The 16,376-nt window shown below is 67.1% G+C and carries 17 protein-coding genes; 6 read left to right on the top strand and 11 right to left on the bottom strand.

All coding sequences use genetic code 11. The annotated features are described in order from the left end of the window. Positions 1-75 precede the first annotated feature (75 nt). Together V9L17_RS11785 and V9L17_RS11780 are read right to left on the bottom strand one after the other, a co-directional pair. The gene (locus V9L17_RS11785; RefSeq protein ID WP_337351564.1) at positions 76-1,746 is read right to left on the bottom strand and encodes a DUF7059 domain-containing protein; all 1,671 of its coding nucleotides are present in this window, start codon (positions 1,744-1,746) and stop codon (positions 76-78) included. A gap of 35 nt (positions 1,747-1,781) precedes the next feature. After that, a complete protein-coding gene (locus V9L17_RS11780; RefSeq protein ID WP_337351563.1) occupies positions 1,782-2,561 on the bottom strand; it encodes a MerR family transcriptional regulator in 780 nt (259 codons plus the stop codon). Positions 2,562-2,852: 291 nt separating this feature from the next. Between V9L17_RS11780 and srmL the strand changes: the two genes are divergently transcribed. The 4 genes from srmL to V9L17_RS11760 all read left to right on the top strand — a co-directional run bounded on the left by srmL (position 2,853) and on the right by V9L17_RS11760 (position 5,844). Beyond that, a complete protein-coding gene (srmL, locus tag V9L17_RS11775) occupies positions 2,853-4,010 on the top strand; it encodes a PheS-related mystery ligase SrmL (RefSeq protein ID WP_337351562.1) in 1,158 nt (385 codons plus the stop codon). A gap of 33 nt (positions 4,011-4,043) precedes the next feature. Beyond that, the gene (locus V9L17_RS11770) at positions 4,044-4,481 is read left to right on the top strand and encodes a hypothetical protein (protein WP_337345994.1); all 438 of its coding nucleotides are present in this window, start codon (positions 4,044-4,046) and stop codon (positions 4,479-4,481) included. Positions 4,482-4,541: 60 nt separating this feature from the next. Beyond that, positions 4,542-5,141 (top strand): hypothetical protein, encoded by a 600-nt coding sequence (locus V9L17_RS11765; protein WP_337345993.1) that lies wholly within the window; start codon positions 4,542-4,544, stop codon positions 5,139-5,141. A gap of 97 nt (positions 5,142-5,238) precedes the next feature. Next, positions 5,239-5,844, top strand: coding sequence for a hypothetical protein (locus tag V9L17_RS11760; protein ID WP_337351561.1), 606 nt, complete (start codon positions 5,239-5,241; stop codon positions 5,842-5,844). Positions 5,845-5,879: 35 nt separating this feature from the next. On the opposite strand, the gene trhO is transcribed toward V9L17_RS11760, so the two are convergent. Further along, on the bottom strand, positions 5,880-6,773 hold the full coding sequence (gene trhO / locus V9L17_RS11755; RefSeq protein ID WP_337351560.1) for an oxygen-dependent tRNA uridine(34) hydroxylase TrhO: 894 nt from the start codon (positions 6,771-6,773) through the stop codon (positions 5,880-5,882). A gap of 44 nt (positions 6,774-6,817) precedes the next feature. Continuing rightward, positions 6,818-7,285 (bottom strand): hypothetical protein, encoded by a 468-nt coding sequence (locus V9L17_RS11750; protein ID WP_337351559.1) that lies wholly within the window; start codon positions 7,283-7,285, stop codon positions 6,818-6,820. A 95-nt stretch (positions 7,286-7,380) separates the two neighbouring features. Here V9L17_RS11750 and V9L17_RS11745 point away from each other — a divergent pair, with 95 nt between their 5' ends. Both V9L17_RS11745 and V9L17_RS11740 read left to right on the top strand, forming a co-directional pair. Continuing rightward, positions 7,381-8,073, top strand: a complete 693-nt coding sequence (locus V9L17_RS11745) for a GNAT family N-acetyltransferase (RefSeq protein ID WP_337351558.1) — start codon at positions 7,381-7,383, stop codon at positions 8,071-8,073. A 28-nt stretch (positions 8,074-8,101) separates the two neighbouring features. Continuing rightward, a complete protein-coding gene (locus tag V9L17_RS11740) occupies positions 8,102-10,465 on the top strand; it encodes a DEAD/DEAH box helicase (protein ID WP_337351557.1) in 2,364 nt (787 codons plus the stop codon). Between the two features lie 136 nt (positions 10,466-10,601). On the opposite strand, the gene V9L17_RS11735 is transcribed toward V9L17_RS11740, so the two are convergent. From V9L17_RS11735 to ssd, 7 genes are all read right to left on the bottom strand, one after another. Continuing rightward, complete coding sequence (locus V9L17_RS11735; protein ID WP_337351556.1) at positions 10,602-10,961, bottom strand: Rv3654c family TadE-like protein; 360 nt, start codon at positions 10,959-10,961, stop codon at positions 10,602-10,604. After that, a complete protein-coding gene (locus V9L17_RS11730) occupies positions 10,958-11,653 on the bottom strand; it encodes a TadE family type IV pilus minor pilin (RefSeq protein WP_337351555.1) in 696 nt (231 codons plus the stop codon). Before V9L17_RS11730 ends, V9L17_RS11735 begins: the two co-directional genes overlap by 4 nt. Further along, positions 11,650-11,988 (bottom strand): DUF4244 domain-containing protein, encoded by a 339-nt coding sequence (locus tag V9L17_RS11725; RefSeq protein WP_337351554.1) that lies wholly within the window; start codon positions 11,986-11,988, stop codon positions 11,650-11,652. Before V9L17_RS11725 ends, V9L17_RS11730 begins: the two co-directional genes overlap by 4 nt. Positions 11,989-12,240: 252 nt before the next feature. Next, the gene (locus tag V9L17_RS11720) at positions 12,241-12,918 is read right to left on the bottom strand and encodes a type II secretion system F family protein (protein ID WP_337351553.1); all 678 of its coding nucleotides are present in this window, start codon (positions 12,916-12,918) and stop codon (positions 12,241-12,243) included. Next, complete coding sequence (locus V9L17_RS11715; protein ID WP_337351552.1) at positions 12,915-13,772, bottom strand: type II secretion system F family protein; 858 nt, start codon at positions 13,770-13,772, stop codon at positions 12,915-12,917. The genes V9L17_RS11720 and V9L17_RS11715 overlap by 4 nt, the downstream gene beginning before the upstream one ends. After that, positions 13,769-14,932 (bottom strand): TadA family conjugal transfer-associated ATPase, encoded by a 1,164-nt coding sequence (locus V9L17_RS11710; protein WP_337351770.1) that lies wholly within the window; start codon positions 14,930-14,932, stop codon positions 13,769-13,771. The genes V9L17_RS11715 and V9L17_RS11710 overlap by 4 nt, the downstream gene beginning before the upstream one ends. A gap of 140 nt (positions 14,933-15,072) precedes the next feature. Beyond that, positions 15,073-16,275, bottom strand: a complete 1,203-nt coding sequence (gene ssd, locus V9L17_RS11705) for a septum site-determining protein Ssd (RefSeq protein ID WP_337351551.1) — start codon at positions 16,273-16,275, stop codon at positions 15,073-15,075. Between the last annotated feature and the right edge of the window lie 101 nt (positions 16,276-16,376).

The following is a 16,376-nucleotide window of genomic DNA, read 5'->3' as shown; positions in this document are numbered from 1 at the left end:
GTGTATCCAGCGTCCTCCAGCTGTGAAGGAACCGTTTGATATCGGCGCCGGTGACTTCACTCGTCCAGGCGAAGGTCAGGCGGGCAGCAGGAAGCCGTCCCGCACCAGGTTCGCCACATCGGCGAGCAGCCCACTGTGGAACGCGCCGGCGTCGAACCCGTCCTCTCCTGACAGGCTGCCGCCCAGGAGGGCCTCCAAGGCGCCCGCGATCTGTCCCACGGTCAGGTCGCCGTCGCACGCGGACACGAATCCGGCAAGTTCCGTGCTTAGCAGGTTGGTCCGGCGCAGCCCGGCGCCTTGGCGGAGCAGGATCACGCCCGGGTGCTCGGCTCCGGGGCGCTGGTGGCGTTCCTCCGTGACATCGTCCGCGACCAGCAGGTGCGCGTCCTCCAGGCTGTTGGCAGCCAGCCAGTCTGCACGTTCGACGGCGGCGCCCAGGTGGGGGCCGATGGGTTGTTCGATGGGGTACGTGATTTCCTCGAACCGGCTGATGACCGCGGAGTGCGGTTCCGAGTTGAGGGGCCGGCGCAACCAGACCATGCCGAAGCCGATGCCAGCCACGTTCCGCGACGCGAAATCTGCAAGGTAGGCGGCGTAGGCGTCCCGGTAGTGCTGCCGGTCGCGGGATTCGGAAGCGTCCTGCAGCCAGGTTTCGGCATACTGCTCCGGCGCCACCAGCTCCCGCTGGATGAACCAGGCATCCACGTCCGAACCAGCCCAGCTTTGCGGCCTTTCCTGCCACTGCGAGCCCGCCGGGACTTCCCAATTGCCTAAAAGCTGGGCTGTTCCGCCCGGGGCGAGGACCGAGGGAAGTGCCCTGACGAGCGAGGCTACAATGTCGTCGCCCGGTAGCCCGCCGTCCCGGTATGTGAACTGTCCGGATGCGTCCTCGCCAAGAGTCCGGGGCGTGATGACAAACGGCGGGTTGGACACCACCAACTCGAACTCCTCCCCGGCCACCGGCTCCAGCAACGACCCCCGCCGCAGGCTGACGCGGTCCTCGAGCCGGTCCGGGTCCAGGCGCAGCGCCTCGGCGTTCAGGAGCAGGTTGAAGCGGGTGAAGGCCAGTGCCCGCTCTGAGATGTCCGTGGCCGTGACGTGCTCGGCATGGTGCAGTAGGTGGAAGGACTGGATGCCGCAGCCAGTTCCCAGGTCCAGGGCCTTGGCGACCTGGCGGCGGATGGTGGTCTGCACCAAAGTGGTGGAGGCCTGCCCGATCCCCAGTACGTGGTCGTGCCGCAGCACGCCGGCCTGCTGGTGCGCGGCGAGGTCGCTGGCCACCCAGAGTTCGGCGCCTTCCCAGCCGTACGGGCGCAGATCGGCCTTGGCCTGGAGCAGGTCCGCAGCTGGCTCCCCAGAGCCGGACTGGCCAGAGCCGGGCACGGGCTCAGCCAGCCCCAGCTCCACGAGGCCCGCGGCGCGGATCCCTGGCAGGGCGGCGTCGAGCGTTGCCCGTGTCTGCGGCTCCGCCAGCAGCCAAAGGCGTACGACGGCGGCAAGGGCCGCGTCTGTTGATCCGCCACCGGCGGGGTCACCTTGCGCGGCAGTTTCGGTCGCCAGCAGCGCCGGGATGAGCTGGTCCCGGTTCAGCGCGAGGTAGGCCGACTCGCCCACCAGCCCGGCCACGCCGTCGAGCGTGTACCCCACGCTGCGGAGATCCGCGGCGAGAGTGGTCAACAGGCCGGGGAGGTCGCTGCGCGGGGCCTCGGGGGTGTTGCCGGCTAGGAAAAGGGTGGAGTCAGTCACCGGTCAAGTCTATTGGCAGGCCCCCACGCTGACGTTTACAGGTTCTGCTCCGCGTAGATCTTCAGCGTGTCACGGACGAAGCTGGCCCCCTCCGTCCCGCCGTAATTCTTGGCAAACCGGGGGTCGGCCACGTACATCTCACCGAGACCGGTGACGTAGGCCTTGACGTCATCCTTGCCCGCCTCTCCCTTGCCGCGGGCGTCCGCCGCGGGGGTGCCCGGGATACCGGTCAGCCATTCGACGTGCCGCTTCGCGATCGCCTGCGCCTCAGTACTGTCCGGGGCTACGCCGGCCTGTGCGGCAGCAATCCAGTCCTCGCCCAGTTTCTGCGAGCGCTGCTTCCATGCGGCCTTCTCGCTGGTACTCATGCCGCGCCACCAGGAGTCCCCCTTGGCATAGGCATCCTTGCCCCAGCGTTCTTCGACTTCGTCCTTGTACTGCGTGTGGTCGAAACCGTTGAACATGTCTTCTGCCATGATTTCGCCACCTCCTTTCACTGCTTCGATGGTTTGGGTGACCGACGCGATCTGCCGCGCCAGCCTGTCCTGTTCCTGCTTCAGCCATTCGAGGTGCCCGGTGAGCGCCTTGGCTGCGTCTGCTTCGTCGTCGAGCACTTGGCTGATGACCGGAAGGCCCAGCCCCAGTCCGCGGAGGAGCAGGATGCGCTGGAGCTGCACGAGCGCATCCTGGTTGTAGTAGCGGTAGCCGTTGTGCCCGGTGCGGCTGGGCTTGAGCAGGCCGATGTCGTCATAGTGCCGAAGTGTCCTGCTGGTGGTGCCGGCGATCCGGGCGATGTCCTGGATGGACCAGTCCATGGCGTCCTCCTTTCCGTGACTTCCGTGGGCTTCCGTTGGCTTCCATGGGCCTCCGTGCGCCTCCGTGGCTGATTACTTCGACGATAGAGGTTGACGTAGCGTCAAGGTCAAGGGCTTTGGGCGTGCGGCGTATCATGGACCCATGCAAACGCAGCAGCGATTTATCAGCCCTCGGCCGTTCATTGGCCGCACGGGCTTCCCATCGCGCGCCTGACGCTGCCGGGGTCCGTCCGGCGCAGCGGCTGAGGGTGTACTCCCCCTCCCGTATCTGATGCATCAAGGACCCCCGACATGAAGAACTACCTTTCCCTGGCCCAACTCAACTCTGCCCTTTCCCTGCGTGACCTGTCCGATCCCGCGTCCGGCCCGCACGCCATGCAACTGCTCCTGGCCGACGTCGTCGCGGCGCTGGAGCGGCTGTGGGCCGTGCCGTCCCGGACCCACCGGCTCAACCCCCTCGTGGCCACCGCTGACAATTACGACCGGCTGGGATACTCGCCTGACGACGTCACCCGGAATTCGCGCTATTCCCGCCACGTCAGCCCTACGGTGATGCTCCGAAGCCACACTTCAGCGGGCATTCCGGCACTGCTGGATTCGCTCCGGGGCGAGCTGGGGCACTACGACGAACTCCACGTCCTGCCCGGACTCGTCTACCGCCGTGATGCGATTGACCGCACGCACGTGGGCGCCCCGCACCAACTGGACCTGTGGCGGCTCAAGGCGCGCGGGCTACTGGGGACTTCAGACCTCGAGGCCATGATGGCCGCAGTGGTGGAGGCGGTCCTTCCGGCGCCCCTGCACCCTGACGTGCAGTGGCGCGCCACGCCGGCAAGGCACAGCTATACGGCGGCGGGCCGGCAGCTGGACGTGCTCGTGACCCAGCCCGATGGCCGCCGGGAATGGCTCGAACTCGCGGAGTGCGGGCTGGTGGCCGCTCCGGTGCTCCGCGGTTCCGGCCTGGACCCACGGCGCTGGGCAGGCCTGGCCCTGGGCATGGGGCTGGACCGGGCGCTGATGCTGCGGAAGGGGATCACGGACATCCGGCTGCTGCGGTCCGGGGAGCCGGAGGTCCAGTCTCAAATGCTGGACCTATCTCCGTACCGTCCCGTCTCTGCCCTGCCCGAAATCCGGCGCGACCTCTCCCTCGTGCTGGACTCCGGAGCCGATGCCGACGTCGAACTCCTGGGCGACCTCGCCCGTACCGCCCTGGGGCCAGACGCCGACGTCCTGGCGGCCCTGGAGGTGGTGGCGGTGACCACGACGGCGGAGCTGCCGCCGGCCGCCGTCGAACGCCTCAGGATGGGTGCCGGGCAAGTCAACGTACTGCTGCGGCTGGTGCTGCAGCCACTGGACCGGACGCTGACTGACCGGGAGGCCAACGTGCTGCGGGACAGGGTCTACCTGGCGTTGCACCGCGGCGAGGCCCTGGAGCTGATTGCGGGGTAAGGATGGCCTCGGCCCGCCGGGTAAGTTGGAGGTATGGCTGTTCTTCCTCCATCCTTTCCGCGTGCCCTTTCCGCGGCGGCCGCCGCCGCCGTCGTGCTGGGCGCTTCCGGCTGCGCTCAGCAGCTTTCGGTGGAGAACGCGGATGTGCCGGCCTGGAAGGCCACTGCCCTCCCGTCGGCCAGCCGCGTTGTGGCTGAGGACGCCGGAAAGATCCTCAACGCCCAGCCGGTGGACCGTACCGAGAAAGTTCCTGCCGGCAGTTACACCCTGACGCTGGTCTGCGAGGGCGGCGGCAAGGCCTTCCTCGCGGTGCGGTCCGGGGGCAAGGAACTGGCCGACCTCGGAGCGGCCTGTTACGGCACGCGGGAGTCCGTGAAGCTCACCCTTGCCCAAGACGGTCCGTTGGAACTGAGCGCCTCAAGCGTTGACGCACCTCTGCTCTACGCCTACCAGCTGGTGTCCGCCGGCTAGTTTTGGGGAGCCGGCGTCCGTGTGACTTGCGGCCGCCGCGTGCATCAGTAGGCTCGGGCCATGGCACTTCTTGGGGGAACGTCCGTTGGTAACAGATCCACGTTGCGGCGAGGTAAGGCGCAAGGGCCCGCCCTGCGGGGCGTCAACGTGGCCATGGGAGCGCTGTTGGCCATGGCCATGCTGGGCGGGTGCGAGTACGCCGGTACTGACCCCCTGCCGGAGGCCAGCTCATCTGCGGCGCCGTCCGTTCCTCCGCTGACAGGCATCAGCGAGGAGGAAGCCGCACGCCAGTCGGAGCTGATGGCGGAAGTTGATGCCCTCATGGGTCCCCAACCAGACACGCATTTCTTTGGCTTTGCAGGTGGGATGCGGGGAGGATCCGGCATCAGCAGCATGGGCCTTGTACCGGACGCTGGCAATTACCCGGTCCACGCCGCCTGTGTGGAAGGGCCGGGGGCTACACTTACCATCCGCCAGGACGGGGCGGTGCTCCTCACGCAGACCCTGGAATGCGGAACGCCCTACAACGCCGTGGTTCAGCTCCAGGCCGGCGAGGTTTCGGCGGCACTTGAGCCGATTGGCGACGGCCTCGTTGGCGGCGCCGCCCGATTGGAGGCTCCCCTGGAACGTAAACTGTCCCCAGGCGTGCCGCGGAACTGACGTCCAGGACCCGGCTGGGCACCGCCGCCGCAGCTTGTCCCGGTTTGGCCCGATGGGGCCTCTGGCTTACCGGTTGGGCTGGGCCTAGAGTCAGAGTATGCCCGCGATGCAGGGGGCGCCGCCTCGCCAAAATGCGGAATCTCTTCCGGGCCCCAACCCGCCCCGGAAGGCGCCACTGCGCACCCGGGCGAGGGCCGCCGTCGTGCTGTGGGCTTCAGCCGCTCTGATGGCGGCCGCTTCACTGACCGGCTGCGAATACACCTACGACGAAGGCTGGCGGCCGCCCGATTCCGTCCCCGCTCCGGCCATCACGGACCAGAGCTTCCCAAGGGATCCGCTGCGCAATGAGCCGGTCACCGAAGCCGAACTGGAGGACTGGGTGGAGGAGGAACTTCCTTACACCGAGCGGCCGGTAGTCCACACGGATTTCGGCATCCTCACCGGAGGCGAAATCAAGTCCGATACTGCGGCGGGGCTCCCTGCCGGAACGTATGCCCTGGCTTTGGTGTGCCGGAGCCAACGGCGGGTTACCTTTACCGTCCGCAGCGACGAGTTCACCCTGGTGGAGCTCAGCCTGCGCTGCGGTTCCACCCGGGAGAACGTGATCTACCTGTCCAAAGATTCAGCCCTCAGTTTCCGGGTCGAGCCCAGGTCGCTGGCCAACTATGCGTATCGGCTGACCCGGCTTGGCGCTCCGGGCTGAGCATCTTCGGGCGGTGCAGCTTCAGGCAGTGAGTTTCAGGCAGTGCAGCCCTCGGGGCAGCGGAGCGTCTCCGGGCTGGCGGCACATTCGGCGCAATACAGGGTCAGCGTGCGGCAGCTCGGGTTTGAGCAGTTCTCGAACTTGCTGGTGGGGGCGGCGCAGCGGACGCATTCACCGATGGTCTTGGCGTCCTCGCTGAACTCCAGGTGCATGCGCTTGTCGAAGACGTAAAGCGAGCCTTCCCAGAGGCCCTGGTCCTTGAACGTTTCGCCATAGCGGACGATGCCGCCGTCGAGCTGGTACACCTCTTTGAAGCCGCGGTTCACCATCAGGCTGGAGAGCACCTCGCACCGGATGCCGCCGGTGCAGTAAGTGACCACTGGCTTGTCCTTAAGTTCGTCATACTTGCCGGAGTCGAGTTCCTTGATGAAGTCGTGGGTGGTTGCTACGTCAGGAACAATCGCGTCCTTGAAACGGCCAATCTGGGCTTCGAAGGCGTTCCGGCCATCGAAGAACACGACGTCGTCCCCTGCCTGCTTCCTGGTTTCGACAAGTTCGTGCAGTTCCTCCGGCTTTAGGTGGGTGCCGCCGCCCACCACGCCCTTTTCATCCACTTTTAGCTCGCCGGGGGCGCCGAAGGAGACGATCTCGTCCCTGACCTTCACGCTCAGGCGGGGGAAATCGTCCGCACCGCCGTCGGACCACTTAACGTCGATGTCGTGGAAGCCTTTGTACTCGCGGGTGGTCTTCACATACTGCTTGACCGCGCCGATCTCGCCACCCACGGTGGCGTTGATGCCGTCTTTGGAGATCAGGATGCGTCCGGTCAGCCCCAGCTTCTCGCAGAGGGCGCGCTGCCAGAGCCGCACTGCGTCCGGATCAGCGAGCGGAGTAAAGCCATAAAAGAGCACAATTCGGTTCAAAGCCACGTATTTAAGGGTACTGGCTTCACCGCGCCAGGCCGTTCCGGAGCTTAGGGGTTGCCTTGCCGGGCTGCCAATGCGGCATCACGCCTGTTCAGTGCGGTTTCGGCCACCCGGTAACAGAGAACGACGACGGCGAAGCTCACCGCGGTTGCCGACGCAGAGACGGCGAAGGTGTGGGCCCCGCTGCTGGCTGCGACGGCTGCGGCCCCGCCTCCCACAAGATACGGCACCAGGAAAAGGACCAGCGCCGCCAGCAGTCCGTCCAGTCCTGGCCGTTCCACGCCTTCCGGATCCGGGCGGGATCCCAGGAAGTCCACAGGCCGCTTCAGTTTCCGGTGGATAAGGGCGCCAGCGACCAGCGGCATGATCCCGCAGGCAAGCCAGGCCCAGTAGCTGAGGCCGGTGGCTGCTTCCCAGTACCGGGCGCTCCCCACAATTGCGATGGTCGCGCCGATGCACACGAGCACGGACAGTGGCAGCCTTGACGAGGTGGGGTGGTCATTTTCCGGCAGCATCCGGTCAGTGTTGTCTCATCACAATTGCATAAGCAAGTCATATCGGGGTACTGCACCCCCTGTTACTTGTGACAGCGCTGGAATACTCTCATCACATGAGTCCGGACGCCTTGGTTGAAGACATCACACACCTTCTTGAAGTCTGGGTTGCCGGCTGGGCCGGCTGCCGGGGCTACCAGACTGCCACCGAAGGGAGGTTTCCTGCGGCCCTGAGAAAAGACACCACCGGGGACTGGGAATACTTCGCCCACGATCCGTCGGACGATGAGTTTGCGGCTTTGGTGGCCAAGACGGTCGAAGCTCCGGCGAGGATCCTGACCGTCCTGACGAACGACGTCGCGCGCTACACAAACCTGGCGCAAAAACACGGCCTGAACGTGACCTCCGACTCCCAAACCATGATGATCGTGGACATGGAGACCCAGGACGCCGAGGATCCCTGGCTCTCAGATGACGATCTCTCCCTGTCAACGTCCGAACTGGATCGGGTGCACCACGCCGTGGTCCGTTCCGGTGAGAGGGTTGCCGCCAGCGGCAGGGTATTCGTAGTGGGCGACACCGCGGTTTTCGACAAGATCGTGACCGAACCGGCCTTCCAGCGGCGCGGCCTGGGCAGCTTCATCATGAAGGCGCTGGCGGCGCAGGCGTTCGAGCATGACGTGGAGAATGGCCTGCTGCTCGCCTCGCGTGATGGGCAGAAACTGTATTCGCACCTGGGCTGGTCCAACGTGTGCCGGGTCCTGATGTTGTCCAGGTCGAATGAAGGGGCTGACTTGTCGGTCGGGTAATTTTTCCCCGAGTGACAGAATGTTGTGGGTGATCCCCCATGACTCCCTGATTCCCTTACTGGGCCGCGGCCCGGACCCGGAACAGCTGCGTCATGTCCGTACGATTCCTGCGCGGAAGGCTGTCCATGCGCCGTGGCCGGACTGGGCTCATCCGGACTTGGTGGCAGCTTATGGCTCCTTGGGGATTCATGAACCCTACCGGCACCAGGTTGAGGCCGCCGACCTTGCCCATGGCGGCGAACACGTTGTTATAGCCACCGGCACAGCCTCCGGGAAATCGCTGGCGTACCAGCTGCCGGCACTGGATGCCATCCACCGCTCCGAACTCCGGGTCCTGTCCGAGCCCGGAAAAATCCACGACGACGGCGCCGTGACGCTCTACCTCTCCCCCACCAAGGCCCTGGCGGCCGACCAATTGGCTGCCATCCGCTCCCTGAAGCTGCCCACCGTCAGGGCTGAAACCTATGACGGCGACACCGACCCCGCGTCCCGCCGCTGGATCCGTGACCATGCGAACGTGATTCTCGCGAACCCGGACATGCTCCACTTCGGGATCCTGCCCAACCATGCCTGGTGGGCAAGCTTCTTCCGGCGGCTGCGGTACGTGATCGTGGACGAAGCCCACAGTTACCGGGGCGTGTTCGGCTCCCACGTGGCCAACCTGATGCGGAGGTTGCGCCGAGTTTGTGCGTACTACGGTGCTGGAACCTCCCAGCCCGAGCCTGTGTTTATCGCCGCTTCCGCCACCGCGTCGGAGCCGGGGACGTCCTTTGGGCGGTTGATCGGGGCCCCGGTCCGAGCCGTCGACCAGGACTGTTCCCCGCACGGCGCCACCACCGTGGCATTCTGGGAGCCGGCGCTGACGGAACTCAAGGGTGAGAACGGCGCCAGGGAGCGCCGGACCGCTGTTGCCGAAACGGCGGACCTGCTGGCAAACCTCGTCTCGGCACGGATCCGGACCATCGCCTTCATCAAGTCCCGGCGTGGCGCGGAGACCATCTCCTCGATCACGAAACGCCTCCTGGACGAGGTGGACCCCAGCCTGCCGCAGCGTGTGGCGGCGTACCGCTCCGGCTACCTGCCCGAAGAACGGCGCGCCCTGGAGATGGCCCTCCGGTCCGGAGAACTCCTGGGAGTCTCGAGCACCTCCGCGCTGGAGCTCGGGATCGACATTTCGGGACTGGATGCGGTGCTGGTGGCGGGCTGGCCGGGCACCAGAGCCTCCCTGTTCCAGCAGATCGGCCGGGCTGGCCGCGCGGGCCAGGACGCCATTGCCGCTTTTGTGGCAAGCGACGACCCACTGGACACCTACCTGGTGAACCATCCCGAGGCAATTTTTGATGTTTCGGTTGAAGCCACGGTTTTCGATCCTTCCAACCCTTACGTGTTGGGGCCGCACCTGTGCGCTGCGGCGGCGGAGCTGCCACTGGGTGTGTCCGAGCTAGGCCTCTTCGGCGGCACGGCGGAGAAACTGCTGGGTCAGCTAGTGACCCAGGGCTATCTGCGGCGCCGGCCCGCAGGCTGGTTCTGGACGCACTCGCAAAGCGCCGCCGCCATGGTGAACCTTCGAGCCGATGGTGGCGGCCCAGTGAGCATTGTCGACGCGGACACCGGCTCCCTTCTGGGAACGATGGACTCCCCGCAAACGCACTACCAAGCACACACCGGAGCCGTGTACGTCCATCAGGGTGACAGTTACGTGGTGGAGGACCTGAACGAGGATGAGCACTGCGTGATTGTCCGGCGGGCAAATCCCGATTACTACACAACCGCCCGTGACGTGACCCAAATCGAAGTGCTGGAGACGCTGCGCACCGCTCAGTGGGGCGACGTGGCCGTGCACTTCGGCGATGTGAAAGTGACAACGCAGGTGGTCTCCTTCCAGCGGAAAGCACTGATCTCGAATGAAATCCTGGGTGAGGAGCCCCTGGAGCTGGGAGCCCGGGACCTGTTCACCAAGGCCGTCTGGTTCGTTGTGGACAACCGCTCCCTGACCGGTGCCGGGCTCATCGAGGCGCAGTTCCCTGGCGCCCTCCACGCTGCCGAACACGCCGCCATCGGGCTCCTGCCGCTGGTGGCTTCCAGCGACCGCTGGGATATCGGCGGGGTTTCCACTGCCATCCACGCCGATACCGGCGTGCCCACCATTTTTGTTTATGACGGGCACCCCGGCGGTGCAGGCTTCGCTGAACGCGGCTTCGACAAGGCCAAGGTGTGGCTCTCCGCCACCCGGGACGCCATCGAAGCCTGCGAATGCGAGGCCGGCTGCCCGTCGTGCGTGCAGTCTCCCAAATGCGGGAACAAGAACAATCCGCTGGACAAGACGGCTGCGATCACTCTCATCGATGTCCTGCTCAAGGACGCCAGCGAGTCGCTTTCCCTCCCCGTGTAGCCCTTCTCGCCGTAGCCGTTCGCCGTGGAGCGCCCAACCGCCGGGCCCTCAAGGGTGAGCTTTCGGGGTTGTGAGCTTTCGGGATCGTGAGCATTCGGGGCTGTGAGTACTCCAAACGTTGGGTCCTCCGGCAGTTCTAGGGCGGCGGCCCCGCCCTCGCGCGGCCGGTGGCCGTCCCAAGCATGGTCCTTGCGATGAGTTCGGTCCTCACTTCGATGGTCTGGCCCGCGCCTTCGCTGCAGCTGACCACTCTGGCGGCGTTCCGGCTGGCCACTTGCTCGGCCACTACGCACGGCTCCCCCACCACGAGGCCGCGGAGGGCGTCGGCCGCGGCCAAAGCGGCAAGGTCCGCCGCTGCTGCGGCCCTGCTGGCCATCACCGCGGACTGGGCCAGCAATAGCACCAATGCCATGGCCATGATCACCACCAGCGCCAGCCCGGCTGCCAGGACCGTTCCGGATCCGCGCTCAGGCTGGTCCAGGAAGCTCCGGCTCATGCCATATCCGCCAACCAACGCGGCTTGTGCCAGAGAGGCCTTGGCCTGTCAGGGGCCCGTGGAGGCGGCACTGGTGCGATCGCCTCCCCTGCAGGCCGCCCAAGTGCGATCGCCTCCCCTGCAGGCCGCCCAAGTGCGATCACGTCCCGTAAAGTCGACCCTCCTGAGATCACATCCCCCGTAGGCGGCGGCCCAGATGCGATCACGTCCCGTGAAGTTGACCCTCCCGCAATCACGTCCCGAATAGTCCTCCCCCTTGCAGCCGGACCAGGCGTATCCGACCCACGGGAGCCCGCCGTTTCGTTCCGGGCCGAAGCACGGGCAGTTAATGTCCACGGCACCATTGATCCCAGCGGTCCAGCCACTCTGTCGGCGATGGTGACGCTGACCCATTCGCCGTCGGCAACAATGGCCGCTGTGGCCGAAGCCCCGGCCAGCCGCCTCACGATCGCTTCGGCCGCTGCCGGACTTTCGCCGCGGGCGAGTGCCCTGGCGCCGGCAAGCGCTGCCTCTTCAAGCCGCAGTTGGGTGGCCCCCGCGGCTGCACCCGCCAATAGGAGCGCCAAGAGCAGCAGCACGGCCGGGAGCGCTACGGCAAATTCCGCAGTCACTGCACCCCGGGAGTTCCCCGGGCCAGGGAGGCAGCAGCCGAACCAGGGGTCGGGCCGGAACCGGGGCCCTACGCCGGTCATGGCAAGGCCAGCGCCGTACGGATAAGGTTCAGCAAGAAGCCACGCACTTCGTCACTCCGCAGGATGAACACCAGCAGACCGGCGAATCCCACGGCTGCGAGTGTGGCGATGGCGTACTCGGCGGTAGCCATGCCCGCGTCCGATCCGAGGTGGCGCATGCGGCGGCGGCGGTATCCCCTGCCCCTCCCGGCACCCGGGAAAAGCTCAACGACGTTGCTGGTCACCTCGGCCCCGGTACCCGGCTCCTGTGCCGCGGGCCCCGCCTCGACAGTGATTTCGTCGGCCGAGACCCTGTGTTCCGTGGCATCAACGGCAGAGCTTTTGTTCATCAACATGGTGTTTTTCCCTTCAGGTTGTCCGGCCCGGTTGCCGGCACTTCCGACTCTTCCGGGCCGGGACGGCGCCGGTAAGGGACCGGCTGCCCTAAGTGGATAAGCAAGAGAGTGTCCCCGTTGTGGAGGAAAGGTTCCGACTGGCGCCACCAGGCCGGGAGCACAATGAGTGACGGTTCAAAAGACGATCGTCCGGCAGGATAGGACGAAGCCCTGTCGTGCCGGGAGGGTGCGATGGCCGGAAAGGCTGGGCGTTCAGGAGGGCACCAGTGCGAGGAGGACTGGAACAACTCCAAGGCAGATGAAAGCGGGCAGGGAGCACAGGCCGAGGGGAATGACCAGTTTCACGCCGAGCGACGCCGCGCGTTTCTCTGCGGCGCGGAAGCGCTCACGCCGGATCCTTGCCGCCTGGGCATAGAGGATGGCCGAGGACGGGGCGCCGGTCAGTGCGGCGAATCCCAGTGCATCCCGCATTTCCAGGATCTCCGGCAGGTGGGCTTGCGAACTGCGCCAGGCCGTTCCCCAGTCCGCCCCAATGGCGAGCGCAGAGACGACGGGCTGTAGCGAAAGGCGGTACGCCGGGGAAGCTGCCGCGGCCACGAGTTCCAGTGAACGTCCCACTCCGGAGCCGGCGTCCAGCATGGCGGCCACCAGTTCCAGCATCATGGCGGTATCCCGCAAGCCATCGCTGCCGCCAACGGAGCTGAAGGAGCCTTCCCGGGGCCTGCCGCCGCCCGTCATTCCACCCGAATTGCCGCCGTTCTCGACGCGTTCACTTCCTCGTCCGTCCAAAGCCGCCGGGCGCGGTCCCGTTCCGGCCACCGGGCCGAGGCTCCTGAGCCGTTTCCCAGCACGCCCCGGCCCGGCGAATGCCAGGACCGCCGCGGCGGCCAGGCATCCCAGCACCACAGCGGCCGGCAAAAAATCGGTCATGACACGCCCGCTCCGGCGGCCGCCCGGACCAGCCTGGCGGACCAGATCCGGCCGGCGACGGTGAGGACCAGTCCGGCCGCCAAGGAGGCCAGGCCCAGAGGTGTCCCTACCAGAATGGCCACCGGGTCCACTCCCAAGGCGGTGCCCAGCCCAAGTCCCATCAGTGGAAGCCAGGTCAACAGGCTCACCGTTGCCCTGGGACCGGCCAGTGCCGTCTGGCGGGCCGCTTCGGCGTCGTCCTCAACCTCCAGTTGGGCGGCAAACCGAGTCATCACGTCAGCGAGCGGGCAACCACTGGCCTCAGCCATGTCAAAGCATGCGGCGAGCTGGACCCAGATTTGTGGTTCCCTGCCTCCTGCGCGCCCAAAGGCCACGGGGACAGCACTCCTGATGGCGTCTGACACCGGCGCGCCGCGCAAGGCGGCTGCGCGTGCCGTACCGAGCACGGCAACGGAGCCTGGGTTGAGGCCGGGGCCCTGGCAAGCACCCGCTTCATTGCCACCGAGACGGGCAGGATCCGGCTGCGCGGAGTACAGGGACCACAGCTCGTCCCAGAGCCGCGCCGGGACCCTGCCACCTGTGAGCAGCGCCGCCAGCTGCTGAACAAGAAGGGTCATCGAGATACTGCCCGGGGTCTTGCTTTTCCGACGCATGAGCCCCGCCAGCGCACCGCGGCCTGCGTAAAAATCGCTTGCTGACGTTGCACGGCCGCGGACCCTGAACACAACTGCGCCACTCGCAGCCCCGCCGGAAGCGCGGCCTACGGCACGGTGGAACCGGGCTGCTGCAGTCCGGGCCGGCCGCAGGAACAGCCACACAGCCAGGAAGAGGCAGCCGGCAAGGAGGGCAGTCACGCCGGGGTTCCGGTGTGGGGTTCATCCAGCCCCAGCCGGCTGGCCAACAGGCGCCACGCCGGGCCCGGAGTGGCTTCTCCGTGACGTATCTCCAGGGCAGGAAGGACGGTTAGGACGCCCTGGTTCTCTGCCATCAGGCCGATGCACGCCACCCGACGTCCCCGGGGCTGCCTGTCCACGTGGATGACAACGTCGAGGGCGCTGGATGCCTGAAGCCGTACCGCATCCTGCCCCAGCCCGGCCAGCGCCCCAAGTGCAGTCAGGCGGGCAGGGACGGCTGTAGCTGTGTTCGCGTGAATTGTTCCACCGCCGCCGGAGTGGCCGGTGTTCATCGCGGTCAGCAGTTCCCGCACTTCGGCGCCGCGGCATTCGCCTACCACCAGCCTGTCGGGCCGCATCCGTAGCGCCTGGCGGACCAGCTCGCCCAGGTCCACTTCCCCGCTGCCTTCGAGGTTTCCGTGTCGGGACTCCAGGGAAACAATGTGCGGGTGTACGGGGTTCAGCTCGGAGGCGTCCTCGATCAGGACCATGCGCTCGTGGGGGGAGCACAGGCCGAGCATCGTGGACAGCAGCGTGGTCTTGCCTGAGCCGGTGGCGCCGCTGATGAGGAAGCTCAGCCGGTGCTCCACCACGCGTTCCAGTACTTCCTGGACGGTCTCGTCGAACATGCCACCGGACCGCAACTCGTCCATAGTGAACACCTGCTCCCGCCGGATGCGGACGCTCAACAGGGTGCCCGCTGTGGAGATCGGCGGGAGGACCGCGTGGACGCGGTAGCCGCCGTCGAGCCTGACGTCCACACAGGGCGAGCCGTCGTCAAGGCGCCGCCCGCCGGCCGCGACCAGCCTGGACGCCAATGCCCGCACCTGGCTCTCACTGGCGAAGGCCACAGCAGAGCGTTCCAGCCCGTTTCCCCGGTCCAGCCACACGGAGTCGGGTGCGTTGACCAAAATGTCCGTCACGGCCGGGTCCCGGGTGAGCTCCTGAAGCGGGCCCAGGCCGTTGAGCTCGGCGCTGATCCGTTCCGCGGCGGCGAGGGCGCCTGCCGTTCCCAGCATTTTCCCGGTGGCCTGGACAGCTGCGGCCACCCGGGAAGCCGTCAACGGCCCCGACTCCGCCATCACTGATTCGCGGACCGACTCCAGCAGGCCTGAGTCCAGTCCCCGGGAGACGCCGGCCCGTGAATCGAGGACCCGTGAATTCCGGACGCGTGCCTGGCGCCGTGCGACCGCGGGTGCTGCGGCGGATGCTCTGGACGCGGCGGACGCAGCGGACGCAGCAGAAAAGGAGGACGGCCCGCTCACGCCAAACCGCCTGCTGCGAGTTCGCCGTCGAGCAGGTCCAGGACAGAGGCAGCAAAGTGCCTCACGCTGCGGCGTTTGCCCAGCTCAAGGAGGCGTCCGCTCTCTGATGCGCCCGTGACGCCGCGGAGGTCAGGGACCCGGCCGTGGACGGGCAGCCCGACGGCATCGGAGATCAGTGCACTGTCCAGGGCCGCGCCGGGTTTTCCGCGGACCAGGAGGGCAGCCTCCACGGGCGGAAGCTCCTGAAGCAGGCGGGCTGAAGCCACCGCAGCCTTCAGCTGGGCAGGGAGCACCACCAGGATCCGGTCACAGTCCCAGGCGAAGGTGTGCAACGGCTCGGCGCCGCGGCCGATGTCCACCACCACCAGCTCGTAGCCGCGCCGGGCGGCATCGACAACTCCGCCGGTGGCTGCGGCGTCCACAGGCGCGGGACGGTCCCGGCTCCCGGGCCAGGACAGGAAGGAGAAACCACCTGTTACGGGAAGGGAATCCGCCAGCTGACCGGGATCGATGCTGCCGCTTGCCTCGGACAAGTCCGGCCAACGGAGTCCCGGCAGTTCCTCGGCAGCCAGTGCCAGCTCAAGGCCCCCGCCCCACGGGTCACCGTCCACCAGAAGCACGCGAACGCCCATTCCGGCGGCCGCCTGGGCGATCCAGACGGCTGCTGTGGTTGCCCCCGCCCCGCCGCATCCGCCGGTGACGCCGAGCACCAGGCCTCCGGCCTGCGGCGAACGTGACCTGCTGAGGTACTCGGCCAGCCAAGCCGCGGCATCGGGCAGGACGGCTACACGTTCCGCGCCGAGGGCCGCCGCCAGGTGCCACAGGCTGTCGCCTTCTCCGCTAAGGCCCACCAACACAGCGGGAGCCCGACGCCTGGGCGGCAGTTCGCGGACATCGCTGCCGACGAGTACGGCAGAGGAGGAATCCCAGTACCTGGCAGCCTCTACGACACCGGCCACCACCCTCAGCCGGGCGCCTGCGGCCGCGACGATGCGCTCCACCTCACCTTGCAGAAAGTCGAATCCAGTCACGAGCAGAACCTCCGCAGCCTCCTCCGGCAGCCATGCGTCCGGAGCGGGGCCGCGGACAGGGGCCGCGTGGCCGTCCGGCCCGGCCCGCTCCCCCGCTGCCTTGCGCCGTGCGGCCGTGACGGCGCTGGCCGAACCTGACGGTGCCGGTGCTTGCTGATGCCTGCTCATAGGGCAACTCTCATGGGCCGCGCGCAAAACCGTAACCAGTGATCGGCCTTATGTGGACAAACGCGCGCTGAAGGCCCCTGTGGAGGACAACCGCGGGCGGC

Origin of the sequence: Pseudarthrobacter sp. CCNWLW207 (assembly GCF_037203945.1) — a bacterium.
In the GTDB taxonomy this organism is placed as follows: Bacteria; Actinomycetota; Actinomycetes; order Actinomycetales; family Micrococcaceae; genus Arthrobacter.
Note: the sequence above shows the minus strand (reverse complement) of the source record. Positions and strands in the feature narration are given on the sequence as shown.

Excerpts from the sequence above, each read along its gene's own strand:
- V9L17_RS11780 (WP_337351563.1), bottom strand. The coding sequence starts at position 2,561 with ATGGACTGGTCCATCCAGGACATCGCCCGGATCGCCGGCACCACCAGC.
- srmL (WP_337351562.1), top strand. The coding sequence starts at position 2,853 with ATGAAGAACTACCTTTCCCTGGCCCAACTCAACTCTGCCCTTTCCCTG.
- V9L17_RS11770 (WP_337345994.1), top strand. The coding sequence starts at position 4,044 with ATGGCTGTTCTTCCTCCATCCTTTCCGCGTGCCCTTTCCGCGGCGGCC.
- V9L17_RS11765 (WP_337345993.1), top strand. The coding sequence starts at position 4,542 with ATGGCACTTCTTGGGGGAACGTCCGTTGGTAACAGATCCACGTTGCGG.
- V9L17_RS11760 (WP_337351561.1), top strand. The coding sequence starts at position 5,239 with ATGCCCGCGATGCAGGGGGCGCCGCCTCGCCAAAATGCGGAATCTCTT.
- V9L17_RS11750 (WP_337351559.1), bottom strand. The coding sequence starts at position 7,285 with ATGCTGCCGGAAAATGACCACCCCACCTCGTCAAGGCTGCCACTGTCC.
- V9L17_RS11745 (WP_337351558.1), top strand. The coding sequence starts at position 7,381 with ATGAGTCCGGACGCCTTGGTTGAAGACATCACACACCTTCTTGAAGTC.
- V9L17_RS11735 (WP_337351556.1), bottom strand. The coding sequence starts at position 10,961 with ATGAGCCGGAGCTTCCTGGACCAGCCTGAGCGCGGATCCGGAACGGTC.
- V9L17_RS11730 (WP_337351555.1), bottom strand. The coding sequence starts at position 11,653 with ATGACCGGCGTAGGGCCCCGGTTCCGGCCCGACCCCTGGTTCGGCTGC.
- V9L17_RS11725 (WP_337351554.1), bottom strand. The coding sequence starts at position 11,988 with ATGTTGATGAACAAAAGCTCTGCCGTTGATGCCACGGAACACAGGGTC.
- V9L17_RS11720 (WP_337351553.1), bottom strand. The coding sequence starts at position 12,918 with ATGACCGATTTTTTGCCGGCCGCTGTGGTGCTGGGATGCCTGGCCGCC.
- ssd (WP_337351551.1), bottom strand. The coding sequence starts at position 16,275 with ATGAGCAGGCATCAGCAAGCACCGGCACCGTCAGGTTCGGCCAGCGCC.